Origin of the sequence: Nocardia sp. NPDC049190 (assembly GCF_040648115.1) — a bacterium.
Lineage (GTDB): Bacteria > Actinomycetota > Actinomycetes > Mycobacteriales > Mycobacteriaceae > Nocardia.
This window is the reverse complement of sequence record NZ_JBEZDE010000010.1, coordinates 181,140-194,010: the sequence shown is the minus strand read 5'-3', so window position 1 is coordinate 194,010 and position 12,871 is coordinate 181,140. Positions and strand designations below refer to the sequence as shown.

The following is a 12,871-nucleotide window of genomic DNA, read 5'->3' as shown; positions in this document are numbered from 1 at the left end:
ACCACCGCGCTCGAGCAGGCGACCCCCGGCAGCGCCGACGCTGTCGCGCTACGCCTGGAACTCGCCCAGAACCAGCTCATGATGCACCGGTGGGAACAAGCCGTCGACACCGCCACACACGCCCGCGCGCAGGCGCAGGCCCTTGGTGATCCGACGCTGCTACTGGCCGCGACCGCGACCCTCGCCTGGTTCGCCAGCTACCAAGGCACCCTCGACGCCGGGCAGGAACTGATCGACCTGGCCGCCGACGGCATGGACACACGAGATGTCGACCTCACTCCTACGTTGCTCGAGGCACTGGCGGATCTGGTCTACGCGGAGATCTCCATCGACCGTATCCGCGCCGCCGATCGTCATGCCGAGCGCGGACTGCACGTCAGCCGTACCACCGGCCACGGATACGCCTTCGGCCGCTTCACGCTCGGGGCCGCCGCGACGAAACTCCACCTCGGACAGTTGAACGACGCCCGATCCGCCGCGGAGTCCGCCGTCGAACTGGCGCTGTTGCTGGACAATGATCAGCTGCTCTCGGCAGCGGAGAGCGCGCGGTGCTGGATCGAGTCCCTGCGAGGCGACCTGCCGACAGCGCTGGCCGCGGGCCGTGCGGCGCTACGCGCGGCTGAGCGCCAGCCGGACGCGCTCTTCGCCTGGGTCGCCCGCGCGTCGTACGGCGAGGCGCTCATCGAAGCGGGTGAATTCGAGCACGGTCGCCAGGAAATTCTCTCCCTCGGCGGGCCCGAGCTGGCCGATTTGCCTCCCACCACGCGTCCGTTCTGGCACCAGGCACTGGTCACGGCCGAACTGTCCGCAGGCCGGATCGATGCGGCCGAGGCGATCGCTCGCCACATCGAGGCAGTCCCCATGGGACCTTCCCGGGAGGGGAATGCGCACTACGCCCGGGCCCGCATTCATCTCGCAGTGGGCGATTTCGCGGCGGCCGCAGCGTCTGCCCACAGAGCCGTTCAGTGCTTCGAGGCAGTGGAGATGCGCGTATGGGCCGCGCGGTCCCGCCTGGTCGCCGGCCGCAGTCTCGCGCTGGTCGGCCAGCCCGAGACTGCGGTACGCGAACTCGAACTGGCCCACGGCATCCTGCGCGACGCCGGCGCCGAACGACTACGGCTGGAGGCCGCCAAGGAACTCCGGAACCTGGGACGACGCGTACGTCGCCAACCCACCACCGAAGGGCCTACGCACCAACCGATCTTGACCGAACGAGAGCGCGACATCGCCGACCTGGTCGTCCACGGGTACACCAATCGCGAGATCGCCGCGCAGCTTTTCGTCAGTCCGAAGACCGTCGAGAAGCATCTCGCGCGGATATTCGTCAAGCTGGGTGTTTCCTCCCGTACCGGCGTGGGAGCAGCGCTGTCCCGGCGCATTACCGACCCCCGGTGACCGAACGCACACGTCAGGACTCGAGCCGGCTGTCGATCGCCTGCAGCGCGTCGAGATCCATGATCGCGGTGGACGTTCGATGCACGATCGCGCGGCACACATCGGCGGGTTGGAATTCGGGCATAATGGCGCTGCGTCCGATGGTGATCATCCACGCGAAATAGGGATAGAGACACTGCTGCCGGTAGGCGAGCCACGCGGCCTCGAACGGGACTACGGGCCCGCCTGCCGCGTGCAGCCGGTCCACATAGAATTCGATGAGCTCGCGTTCCCACGCCCGCCGGTCCTCCACTTCGAGCCCGGAGGTCATCGTGTAGGTCACGTCGAATGCCCAGCCGCCACGCATGACCAGTTGCCAGTCGGTGAAACCCATCGTGCCGCCACCGCCGACATAGGCGTTGCCGATGTGCGGGTCTCCGTGCAGCAATGTCTGTGGTCCTCGTTCGGCGATCAACAGAGACTGTTCGCACGCCGCGTAAAGCTTGTCCTGCACGGGCGGCAGTGTGTCGGGCACGATCTCCGGAGCGCGCTCGAGCCCGACCCTCGCCCGTTTCTTCATGCCGAGGAGTCGGTCGAAGTTGCGAAAGTGTGCGCTCGGCGTCTTCAACCAGTCGTACTTCGTCAGCACGGGAGATTCCCAGTAGTGCCCGTGCCAGACCGCCATATTCGCCAAGAGATTTTCCATCTGCTGCCGCGTGACCGGCTCCATCGGCGTGCAGAACCGCGCCTGCTTGGTCACGCTGATGTCCTCGAGCAGCGTCACGGAACGACCGCTGCGCGTGTCGGCCGCGCCGAAATAACCGCGCGGAGCTTCGATATCCAACTCTGGACGCAGGTGCTGGAAGAAGCCGGGCTCCCCAGGCAGCGCGTGCGCCAAGTATTGCGTCAAACGCTGGGTGAAGGTCAAGGTCGTCTTGGCGAACAGATGCTCGGGTAGCTTCGCCTGCCGTCCGGCCTCGTTGTAGGTGACCGTGGCCCGCCATCGGCTTGTCGTACCGGTACCGGCGTCGTCGATCTCGAAGGACTCCACCTCCGCCCCGGGATGCCCGGCGGCCAGCACCGCGGTCAGCCACTGTGCGTCGATTTCGCTCTTCGTCATCGGAATGTCGACAACCGTGCGCCGACGCACCTTCTCCGACAGCACGTGGCCGCCGATCCGCACCATCCCGGGCAGCACTCCGTTCGCCGGACTGCCCGTCGATGTCTCGCCCATGCCCCTCACCTTTCTCAGCTCGTCGCGCCGCACAGCGACCCAGTGGTTGGCAAGTATCCGGCAGCGTTCGGGCCGCCGAGTTCCCGCGCGCCAGGGTGACCGGGGTTCTCGAGTGCGGACGACACCGCCAATCACCGCTTTCACGTGCCGAAACGCTCGGCCGCCGGTCACACGGCAGGTAAACGCTATGGCGCGATTCGCCGAGTGATTGGCGCGCGAGACCTGCTTGCTGCACAACGACACTCGGCCGGCTTCATGTCCGAGTTGCCCACCTTTGCCGGGCTCGGCGGAGCGCCCCGGTGTCGGCGTAACCGACGCGCCGGGCCAAGGATGTCAGGGTGTCGTCCGGGCTGGTGTCGGAGCGGTGTTCCACCACGGCGCTGCGTGCGCGGTCGAGTTCGCGAGTCCAGGTGGTTCCCTCGTCGGCAAGCCGTCGTTGCAGACTTCGTCTACTTGTCGCCAGATACCGCGCGACGCGGTCGATGGTCACTCGACCGTCGCCCATCAGTGCGATCAGCGCATAGTGCACCTGACTGGACCACGTGACATCCAGGCGGTGCGGGGGCGGCAGCCTTTCCGCGCACCGGCGCAGGATATCGGCGAGTGCGGGGTCGGCTGTTCGCAGCGGCAACGCCAAATCAGCTGTACGGAACGTGATCTGGTCAGTCGGCGCGTCGAAATCGACCCGCCGCGTGCCGAACGCCTCGACGAAGCGATCGCGTCGCCGTGGCGCACGCTGCCGCAAACAGATCCGGACCGGATGCACGTCCCGCCCCGTGGCGGATCGTGCCCGGGCGACCACAGCCGCGAGGGCAAACTGCGTGGCCAGTTGGCGTCCACGTCCCCGGCCGTTGAGCAACCGGACATCCGCAGTGGCCTCGCCCTCGGTCTCGTCCGACACCGCGAATCCGATGTTGGTGGTGACGAGACCCGCGTGCTGTTCGGAGAGCGCCAGCCCTTCGCCGAGAGTCGGCGCCGTACTGAACAGATAGTCGTGCACACCGAAGCGCCCCAACGTGTTCATGTGCCCGACGCGCAACGCTACATGCGAATCGTCCAGTGCGTGTTCAACCAATTCCCAAAGATGCAATTGGCTATTGCTGGGCACCATGGCATCACCACTGTGCAATACCCAGTCCGGCAGACCCACCGCACGGGCCAGTCGCCGCCGCGACAACCCAGTCAAACCAGCATTGTCCAGTATGAAGTTCACAAACGAAACGTTGTCCACCGTATCCAATGCGAACACCTAATCAGAAAGGACGGGCGCTGCCGACGGCTCCGGAAGCCGGCGCTTCTCGACGATAGTCCAATAACGCAGCGACGGCGTCGACCGCTGGCCGGTGCAGCGATCGAGCGGTGCCACCAGGCACATCGGTAGGAACATCGGCGCGGCTCGATTGCATGCCACCGCCATCGGCGCTGCCTGCTGTGCGGTACGCGAACTCACCGAGATCGACTGGCAACCGGGATATTTCATTGGTTGTGCACGACGGCACGACCAAGGCGCCACATACGCGGGGACCTCTGCACCCGCATCGGCAACGTCTGGAATGGAACCGTACGTTCGGCGGCCCGCAGACCATGTCGGGCGTTCCGCGGCGGTGCCGCGTTCGACCACCTCGAAGCTGCCGCACCCCGTGGCGCCGCAAGATTCATCCGACCCGCCGCATCGACGACCCGGAGGTTTCACCCCGCCGGACATCATTTCGCGGGCTGACCGCACGCTTCGGGGAATACACAGCGCGAACGGCGGCGGGCGAGAAACCGGGGCACGCAGTCGCGCAAACGATCCGGTGCGGTCAGCTTCTACGACACGCGGTAGTATGGTCTGGTGCGAGATCCGGCGGATGTGGCGGCGCGGCTGCGCGGCGCTTTCGTCGGATCGATGTCCGGGGCGGTGAGCGTCGCCGCGCACGCCCTCGGCGGCGGCGCGGTCTGTCCTGGTGCATCATCGACCGCGTTGCTGATCGTCGTGTGCGCCGCGGCGGGCGTGCTGGTCGCCACGCGACGGAAGCGAGCCGGGCTGGGTGCGGTCATGGTGATGCTCGCCGTTGGGCAGACCCTCACACACGTCGCGCTGACACTGTCGGCCGGGCATCAGCACGGTCGCGAAGCGCCGGCAGTCATGCTCGGCGCCCACCTCGCCGCTGTCCCGGTCGGCGCACTGCTCATCCGCGCCGCGGAGCATGCGCTGCTCTGGGCAGCATCCGAAATGCGACATACAGCACGCGTCCTCGGCCACGGCCCTGCCGCGCCCCACCGAATCTTCGCCACGTCGGCCGTGGAATCCCTTCCCGGTCCCCGGCGTCTGCTGCTCGGTTCAGGCTCCGGCTTGCGTGGCCCGCCGACCAGTCGCTGACCGTCGTCCTGCCGCCCACGAACCCTGTTCGATCGTTCCCGCACGGCACCTTTCGCGATCATCCGGGTCGAGCGCATCCTGGATGCATGCGGGAGCTGCTGCGCCCCGGAGCAGTATGCGCTTCGCTCGGGCTACCGGCGAATTCATCACGCCGAGAGGACGACCGGCCACCACGTACTGCCCCCCAGGCGCCACCACTCGTTCCGCCATCAGGCCCCCCGTAGCCCTCGCCCCGCGAGACGGCGTACCCATGGTGCCGCGAGCGCATGGTCGATGCCCCTCGGGCAACGCAACAATCGGCGCTCCGCACGCGCCGCCACGGTCGATCCGACCTATGCCGCGGCCACACGCGACGAACCCGCACCACGGGTAGATCACGTCGCCGAGCAGTCGGCACCGATTCCACTGTGATCCGGCCGGTCCATAACGAGCGTCCGGGACACAGAGCCCCATTCCGACGAACCCCGACGACGGAAGACTCGCCAATCGGCTGTGGCGGACAACCGAAGATCAGCACCTCACCTCACCGGAGTTTTCATGCGTATCAGCACTTCTCCCGCGCCCCGCACGAGTTCGCGCACCGCTCGCGTCGTGCGCGGCGCAGCCGCCGCCGTGACGGCGCCACTCCTCCTGCTCGCCTGCTCATCGACCGATGAGCCCTCGTCCGCAGCCGCGGTCACCATTACCGATCAGTGGGTCAAGGCAACCGACAGCGGGATGTCCGCAGCGTTCGGTGACCTGAGCAATGCCGACGACCAGCCGCGCACAGTGGTATCGGCCACCAGCCCCGCGGCCGGCCGGATCGAGTTGCACGAAGTAGTCGCCGAATCGAATGGAACGAAGACCATGCGCCCCAAGCCGGGCGGGTTCACGATCCCGGCGCACGGGACGACGCGGCTACGGCCGGGCGGTGACCACATCATGTTCATGGGCCTGAACGGACCGTTGCGCACCGGATCGGAAACGTCGGTCACGCTTACCTTCGACGACGGATCGACCGCGACATTCACCGCCCAGGTACGCGACTTCGCCGGCAATCAGGAGAATTACGCACCCGACCACGCGAACGGCGATTCGCGCACCGGCGCGCAGACCCCCGCACACGATGGCTGAGCGGGCCGGACCGCGACCCGCACGGATCAACCGGCGGCGCTTGCTCGGCGGCAGCGCCGCCGCGGCGGGCGCCGGGCTCGGCGCGGTCGCACTGACCGGACGTCGCGAATCTCCCGCGGCCGAGCACGCCACGACGGTCCCGTTCTACGGACCGCACCAGGCGGGCATCGCCACCGCCCCACAGTCGTGGGCGGCGTTCGTCGCCTTCGATCTCCGACCGGGCACGCACCGTGACGACCTCGTCGGCCTGCTCGAGATCTGGACCGACGACGCCAGCCGACTCACCCAAGGTCGTCCCGCCCTCGCGGATACCGAGCCCGAACTGGCCCGGCGGCCCGCTCGGCTCACGATCACCCTGGGTCTGGGCCCCGCGGTGTTCACCGTCGCCGGTCTCGAGCACCGCAGGCCGTCCTGGCTGCGGGCACTGCCACCGTTCGACATCGACCGACTCGAACCGACGTGGACCGGCGGCGATGTGCTGCTGCAGATCTGCGCGGACGAGGCGACCACGGTGGCACACGCGGTCCGGGTGCTGTGCCGGAGCGTGACTTCGCTGGTCACCGTGCGGTGGGTGCAGCGGGGGTTCCGGGACGCGACACCGGGGACGACACCGCGCAATCTGATGGGACAGGTCGACGGCACCGTGAATCTCGCCGCGGATACCGCCGACTTCGCCGACCTGGTGTGGGACGACGGCAGTGTTCAACCGTGGCTGGCCGGCGGCACGTCGTGCGTCCTGCGGCGGATCGCGATGACACTGGACACCTGGGACGAGATCGACCGGGAGGCAAGGGAACTCACCATCGGCCGCTCGCTCGACAACGGCGCCCCGCTCACCGGCACGGCGGAATTCGACGAGCCGGACTTCGCGGCCGTCGATGCGACGGGCATCTCGGTCATCCCGCCGTCCTCGCATATCGCGCGGGCCCACCACACACACGATGGCGAACGATTCCTCCGGCGTGGCTACAACTACGATGACGCACCGATGCCCGGCCGGACCTCCAACTCGGGTCTGATCTTCGCCGCGTATCAACGCGACGTGGACGCCCAGTTTCTCCCGGTCCAGCGCCGCCTCGCGGAATTCGACGCGCTGAACGTGTGGACGACACCGATCGGTTCTGCGGTATTCGTCATCCCGCCGGGGGTGTCCGCGCCGGGCGGATATCTCGGAGCGGATTTGTTCGAGTCTTGATCCGCGCTCGGTGCCGACACGTGCGAGGTGCCGGCACCGAACCGGTCGGTTCCAGAACGCGACGCGGTGGGTTCGACGGGGGCCGGGGCCGCCCGGTGAGATCCCCGTCCATCCCTCCTATTCGACGGCGAAACTGCCGCCCTTGGGCACATAACCCAGTTTCTCCACGGGCAACTCACCGAGCACCTGACCGGTGCAATCGGGGCCCGAGTACAGCGTGATGGGCCGATCGGTGCCATTGCCGATGGTGACCTGGAATGTCGAGTGGAAGGTGCCATCGGTATTCAGGCAGCCCACCGGGTCCGTGTGTGGCTCACCGTTGATCGTCACCGTACCGACCGCGGCCTGGGCGGTGCCCGCCGACAACAGGGCGGCGGCCCCGGCCAGCGCGAGCACACCGACGAACCCAGCAGTACGAATCATTCATGCCTCCAGTCTTTTTCGCTGTCGGCCAACCCCGATGCCGACGCCTCGTGACATTGCGCCTGCGATTCTGTCACGAGCCCCCGCGTGCCGGAGACGGCCCCGACTCGGCCGACACCCCACCCGGGCGAGCACGACGGCTGCCGCGTCGATCGACGCGGCAGCCGAGCGCGATACCCACCGTCAGGCGGCGGCGCGAATCGTCTTGACGTCCTTACGAACTCCGAGGGCGACGATGATCTCGATGACGCCGAGCACGATCAGCCACACGCCCGCCACCACAGCCAACGTTGCCACGGACCGGACCGGCCAGACGATCAGCACGACACCGGCGATAGCGGTCAAAACACCGAGGAACGCCTGCCACCAGCGTCCGGGCAGACCCGACTCGGAGAGCGCGGCCATCAACAGCGCAACGCCGCGGAACAGCCAGCCGATACCGATCCACAATCCGAGCAGCAGAATCGAGGCCAGCTCGTCACGGAAGCAGAAGACACCGATCACGATCGACAGGACACCGCTGATGAAGGCCAGCACTCTGAACCCGATGGCGGCCGGCGCACCGAACGCCGCGATCAGCTGCAGAAAGCCGAAAACAACCAGATAGACACCAAAGATGATGCCCGCGGCCGCCAGCGTCAGCCCCGGCCATACCAGGATCAGGATGCCGAGGATCACTGCGAGGATGCCGGTGAGCAAAACAGATTGCCACGCAGTGCGGCCAAGCGACTGAAGAGGACCCCCTAGCACGCTTTTTGTCGTCATTCCCTGATGCTATTCCGCACAACTATAGTTTCCTGGAGATTTGCCAGTAGTGGCCCACGGTGCCACGCCACACCCAGTTCCACCACGCGGCGGCCAGGTTGTCGACGGCCACTCCCCCGCTACGTTTATCGCCCGGCGGCTCGGGTAGTCATCCGTCAATGGCTCTCGTCGTGCCCACCCCCTGGGTGAGCGGGTGGGGCGGGTTGGTGAGGCTCGGGTTGGCTAGGAGAAGAGGGTGGCGGTTCTGCTCGTGCTGCAGGCACGTGGGCTCGGTGATCTACTCACCGCGGTCCCGGCTTTACGTGCCCTGCGCCGAGCCAAACCGCACGACCGCATCGTCCTGGCCGCCCCGCAGCGGCTCAAACCGATCGTCGACTTGATCGCCCCGGTCGACGTCCTGGTACCGACCGGCGAACTCGGCAGCTTCCGATGGGACGCGCCCGGACCACAGGTCGCGGTCAACCTGCACGGCCCGAGCGCCGAAAGCATCGTCGCGCTGGCCAAGACCCAGCCGGGGCGCATCCTCACCTATCGCAATGCCGCCTTCCCCGAACTGGACGGCCCCGAATGGCAGACGGACATGCACCAGGTGGACCGCTGGTGTCATCTGCTCGAATCCGATGGGATCGTCGCCGATCGCCGCAACCTCGGGCTGGTCCCGCCGGTTTCGACGACCATCCGCCGGGACTGCGTCGTCGTGCACGTCGGCGCGGGCGCCCCGGCCCGCCGGTGGCCACCGGACCGGTTCGCCGCCGTCGTTCGACACCTCCTGGTGCTCGGGCGCGAGGTCGTGCTCACCGGGGACGCGTACGAGCGCGACCTCGCGCTGAACATCGCCGCGCGCGCCGGACTCCCCGTAGGCCGGGTGCTGGCCGGCGAGCAGAACCTCATCGAGCTGGCGGCCACCATCGCCGAGGCCGCGCTGGTGGTCTGCGGCGACACCGGCGTCGCACACCTGGCCACCGCATTCGGCACCCGGACGGTCCAGCTGTTCGGCCCGACCCCGCCGCGCTGGGGTGGACCACCTCCGCACTTGCTGGCCAGACACGCCGTGCTGTGGGCGGGCCAGGTCGGCGATCCCGATGCCGACACCCCAGATCCGGGCCTGTTGCGGATCGACGTCACCGAGGTGGTCGACGCGGTCGACAAACAGCTGAGTAATCACCACCTGTCGGGCACCGAGAGCCGCAGGGCCGCCTATCGCCGGGTAGGGTGACCAGCTCGCGGGCTGATCGAGAACAGTTATAGCCGGGGAATCAGCCGGTGCGGTCCGCGGCGATACGCACCGCCGCGGAATAGGCGGCGATCGCGCTCGGCCAAAACTGTTCGAGGTAGTCGCGCGCGTCGGCGAGGCCGCGCGGGTCGAGTGAATACAGCCTGCGGTTACCCTCCGGCCGCACCATGACCATCCGCGCCGTACGCAGCACACGCAGATGCTGAGAAACCGCGGAGCTGCTCGTCCCGACCGCATCCGCGAGTTCACCGACCGAGCGCGGAGTCTGTGTCAACGCCTCGAAAATCGTACGGCGGGTCGGGTCCGCCAGCGCGGAAAGGGCGCGAACTCCATTAGTCGCCACTCATCCAGTGTGCGCAGCTGTCGTCGGATCGGTCAAACCCGTCCGCGCGCCGTTCTCCCAGGTGAACACGGGGAGTCGCGCCGGATCGTTACCCACTCGGGACATGCTGGATGGACGTTTTCCATCCGTGACGGTTGCCACAGAACTGCGAAACCCGCGAGCGCCTCCCGTACGTTTTTTGACATGCCCGTGACCTTCCCGTTACCTTTTCGTCGCGGCGCGACCCGGTCCCGCCGTCATCACGCCGCCGCCCGAGCGGTGGCCGTCGCCGCCATCGTGACCACATCGACCGGCATCCTCGCCACGACCCGACACCACGACGACGCAGACTCCTCCGTCCGCCTTGTCGCAGGCAGGATCGCCGCAGGCGAAATCGACGCCGCCGCAGGACAGGCCCGACTCACCGCCTTCACACCGCCCACCGCACAGCGGTCTCGGACCGAACCGGACCACCCTGCGCCGTGGGAGCCGCACCGCATCGCGCAGGAAGGGGCCCGCATCGCGCGGGAAACCGCCCGCCCGAAAACGGTTCGGCCGGCCGCCGGCGTCCTCACCTCCGACTTCGGCACGCGCTGGGGCACACTGCACGCAGGCTTGGACTTCGGTGACCCGCTCGGCGCACCCATCGCCTCGGTCACCGATGGTGTCGTCATCGAGGCCGGTCCCGCCTCCGGCTTCGGCCTGTGGGTGCGCGTGCAGCAGGACGACGGCACGGTGGGCGTCTACGGACATGTCAACGACATCCTCGCCACCGTCGGACAGCAGGTTCACGCGGGCGACACCATCGCGACCGTCGGCAACCGCGGCTACTCGACCGGCCCGCACCTGCATTACGAGGTCCATCTGCCCGACGGCGAACCGATCGACCCGATGCCCTGGCTGGCCGTCCGCGGCATAGATGTATTGCGGAACCCGACCTGATCCCACGTTCGCGGGCGCATGAGGGGTTCGCGAACGCGGCTCGACGGACCGGCCCGGCCGGAGGATGCCCACGACCGACTCCCGGGCATCCGACACCACGTACTCGGCGCACCACCGTGGCCGGCCTGCCGACGGGCAGGCTCAGCGTAAGCGCTCCGCGTCGCGGGTGAGTTCGACCAATGTCTTGCCGAGCATCGCCAGTTCCTCGGCTGTGGCGCCCTCCTCGATCGCGGTAGCGACGTCCTCGGCGGCGCACCGGGCGGCGAACCACCGATCGGCCAGATCCGCGGCCTCCTGGGCGCTGAGCACCACTGAATCGCCGGGAATCCCGGTTCCCTTCAAGCTGTTGCGGTGTTCGTAGGCGCGTTGGCGACAGGACTGGCGACAGTACCGCCGACGGCGGCCGGCCTCCGACTCCACGATCTCCCGCCCACACCACAGGCAGCAGGACAGCAAGCGGCGCGACATGACGAAGAACACTAGTAGCCCGCCGCCCGCGATCGGTGCGGCGACCCCCGGAACCCGCCGCGCACCGGGGTTGGCAAGCCGGGCATGGCGGTAGCACTACAATGAAACGGTTCATCGCGGCCGGGTCGGGAACTATCGGCGCAGGCCCGATCGTTGCACACATAGTCGAACGAGCGCGTTGCACTCGTCTGGACACGTCGCAGCGCACGAAGATCCGAGCACACAGGGAGAGGCACACCATGGCAGATCGCGTACTCCGGGGCAGTCGACTCGGAGCGGTGAGCTACGAGACCGATCGCGACCACGACCTGGCTCCGCGTCGGATTGCCCGCTACCGGACCGACAACGGTGAAGAATTCGACGTTCCCTTCGCCGACGATGCCGAGATCCCACCCACCTGGCTGTGCCGTAACGGCCAGGAAGGAATTTTGATCGAAGGCACTACCCAGGAAGCCAAGAAGGTCAAACCGCCCCGCACCCATTGGGACATGTTGTTGGAGCGCCGCAGCAAAGACGAGCTCGAGGAGCTGCTCAAGGAGCGTCTCGACCTGCTGAAGACCCGCCGGCGCGCCTGACCGCCCACCGACAACGAATGGCCGCCGCATCGAAAGATGTGACGGCCATTCGTTGTCCGTGCTGACGCCCCGAGATCAGTGACTGGCTACCTTGCGGTAGCGCAGCAGCGCCAGCGGCATCGCCACCGCGAGGATTGCCACCGAACAGGCCACCGAGTACTCGACGCAGTGCTCGGCCGCCCAGCCGGACGGCGGGACGAAGGTGGGCGGCGCCCCATTGTCGAACAACTTGCGGCCCGCGGCCGACACCGCGGTGATCGGATTCCATTCGGCGACGGTGCGCAGCGGACCGGGCAGCGTCTCGGCGGAGATGAAAGCCGACGAGATGAACGTCAGGGGGAACAGCCAGATGAGTCCGGCACTCTGCGCAACCTCGACGTTCGGTGACAGCAGGCCGGTGAACGCACCGACCCACGACATCGCGAACGCGAACAGCAGAATCACCGCGAAAGCCAACACGGCATCCGCGACACCACCGTTGATCCGCCAGCCGACAACGTATCCGCACCCGACCATGACGGCCAGACTGAGGATATTCACCACCAGGTCCGACAGGGTGCGGCCCATCAGCACGGCCAACCGCGACATCGGCAGAGCACGCATCCGGTCGATGATGCCCTTCTGCAGGTCTCCTGCGAGACCGACCGTGGTGAACGCGGCGTTGAACGCCACCGTCTGCGTGAAGATACCCGCGAGCAGGAATTCGCGGTATTGGCCGCCGCCCAGCGAGGCGCCGAAGATGTAGGCGAACAGGAACACGAACATCAACGGCTGGATCGTCGCCGTCACCAGCAGGGTGGGAACGCGCAGAATGGTCAGCAGGTTGCGGTAGGCGACGATCGCGCTGTCCCGGAACATTCGTAG

The 12,871-nt window shown here is 67.5% G+C and carries 14 protein-coding genes; 7 read left to right on the top strand and 7 right to left on the bottom strand.

The window, feature by feature from the left end; all coding sequences use genetic code 11:
• Window positions 1-1,395 (top strand): LuxR C-terminal-related transcriptional regulator (locus AB0B25_RS12040; RefSeq protein ID WP_357177353.1); only part of this gene is annotated, 1,395 nt, incomplete at its 5' end.
• A gap of 13 nt (window positions 1,396-1,408) precedes the next feature.
• On the opposite strand, the gene AB0B25_RS12035 is transcribed toward AB0B25_RS12040, so the two are convergent.
• Together AB0B25_RS12035 and AB0B25_RS12030 are read right to left on the bottom strand one after the other, a co-directional pair.
• Window positions 1,409-2,608 (bottom strand): phosphotransferase, encoded by a 1,200-nt coding sequence (locus AB0B25_RS12035; protein ID WP_357177351.1) that lies wholly within the window; start codon window positions 2,606-2,608, stop codon window positions 1,409-1,411.
• A gap of 253 nt (window positions 2,609-2,861) precedes the next feature.
• The gene (locus AB0B25_RS12030) at window positions 2,862-3,794 is read right to left on the bottom strand and encodes an AraC family transcriptional regulator ligand-binding domain-containing protein (RefSeq protein WP_357177349.1); all 933 of its coding nucleotides are present in this window, start codon (window positions 3,792-3,794) and stop codon (window positions 2,862-2,864) included.
• A 648-nt stretch (window positions 3,795-4,442) separates the two neighbouring features.
• On the opposite strand from AB0B25_RS12030, the gene AB0B25_RS12025 reads away from it, so the two are divergent.
• The 3 genes from AB0B25_RS12025 (at window position 4,443) to AB0B25_RS12015 (ending at window position 7,278) form a co-directional block, all read left to right on the top strand.
• The gene (locus tag AB0B25_RS12025; RefSeq protein ID WP_357177348.1) at window positions 4,443-4,970 is read left to right on the top strand and encodes a hypothetical protein; all 528 of its coding nucleotides are present in this window, start codon (window positions 4,443-4,445) and stop codon (window positions 4,968-4,970) included.
• 537 nt (window positions 4,971-5,507) lie between these two features.
• A complete protein-coding gene (locus AB0B25_RS12020; protein ID WP_357177346.1) occupies window positions 5,508-6,083 on the top strand; it encodes a copper chaperone PCu(A)C in 576 nt (191 codons plus the stop codon).
• Window positions 6,076-7,278, top strand: coding sequence for a Dyp-type peroxidase (locus AB0B25_RS12015; protein WP_357177344.1), 1,203 nt, complete (start codon window positions 6,076-6,078; stop codon window positions 7,276-7,278). The genes AB0B25_RS12020 and AB0B25_RS12015 overlap by 8 nt, the downstream gene beginning before the upstream one ends.
• A 117-nt stretch (window positions 7,279-7,395) precedes the next feature.
• Here the strand turns inward: AB0B25_RS12015 and AB0B25_RS12010 are convergent, their stop codons facing one another.
• Together AB0B25_RS12010 and AB0B25_RS12005 are read right to left on the bottom strand one after the other, a co-directional pair.
• The gene (locus tag AB0B25_RS12010; protein WP_357177342.1) at window positions 7,396-7,701 is read right to left on the bottom strand and encodes a hypothetical protein; all 306 of its coding nucleotides are present in this window, start codon (window positions 7,699-7,701) and stop codon (window positions 7,396-7,398) included.
• A gap of 183 nt (window positions 7,702-7,884) precedes the next feature.
• A complete protein-coding gene (locus tag AB0B25_RS12005) occupies window positions 7,885-8,466 on the bottom strand; it encodes an HdeD family acid-resistance protein (RefSeq protein WP_357177340.1) in 582 nt (193 codons plus the stop codon).
• A 235-nt stretch (window positions 8,467-8,701) separates the two neighbouring features.
• Between AB0B25_RS12005 and AB0B25_RS12000 the strand changes: the two genes are divergently transcribed.
• Window positions 8,702-9,682 carry a glycosyltransferase family 9 protein gene (locus tag AB0B25_RS12000; protein WP_357177338.1) on the top strand — a complete coding sequence of 327 codons (981 nt, stop codon included), beginning with the start codon at window positions 8,702-8,704 and terminating at the stop codon, window positions 9,680-9,682.
• 40 nt (window positions 9,683-9,722) lie between these two features.
• Here the strand turns inward: AB0B25_RS12000 and AB0B25_RS11995 are convergent, their stop codons facing one another.
• Window positions 9,723-10,043 (bottom strand): metalloregulator ArsR/SmtB family transcription factor, encoded by a 321-nt coding sequence (locus AB0B25_RS11995; RefSeq protein WP_357177336.1) that lies wholly within the window; start codon window positions 10,041-10,043, stop codon window positions 9,723-9,725.
• A gap of 183 nt (window positions 10,044-10,226) precedes the next feature.
• Between AB0B25_RS11995 and AB0B25_RS11990 the strand changes: the two genes are divergently transcribed.
• The gene (locus tag AB0B25_RS11990; RefSeq protein ID WP_357177334.1) at window positions 10,227-10,964 is read left to right on the top strand and encodes a M23 family metallopeptidase; all 738 of its coding nucleotides are present in this window, start codon (window positions 10,227-10,229) and stop codon (window positions 10,962-10,964) included.
• Between the two features lie 141 nt (window positions 10,965-11,105).
• On the opposite strand, the gene AB0B25_RS11985 is transcribed toward AB0B25_RS11990, so the two are convergent.
• On the bottom strand, window positions 11,106-11,432 hold the full coding sequence (locus AB0B25_RS11985) for a hypothetical protein (RefSeq protein WP_357177332.1): 327 nt from the start codon (window positions 11,430-11,432) through the stop codon (window positions 11,106-11,108).
• 239 nt (window positions 11,433-11,671) lie between these two features.
• On the opposite strand from AB0B25_RS11985, the gene AB0B25_RS11980 reads away from it, so the two are divergent.
• Entirely contained in the window at window positions 11,672-12,007 is a 336-nt protein-coding gene (locus tag AB0B25_RS11980) for an RNA polymerase-binding protein RbpA (protein WP_357068293.1), read from the top strand.
• Between the two features lie 75 nt (window positions 12,008-12,082).
• On the opposite strand, the gene AB0B25_RS11975 is transcribed toward AB0B25_RS11980, so the two are convergent.
• Window positions 12,083-12,865: an ABC transporter permease gene (locus AB0B25_RS11975; RefSeq protein WP_357177369.1), complete on the bottom strand. Its 783-nt coding sequence runs from the start codon at window positions 12,863-12,865 to the stop codon at window positions 12,083-12,085.
• Window positions 12,866-12,871 lie beyond the last annotated feature (6 nt).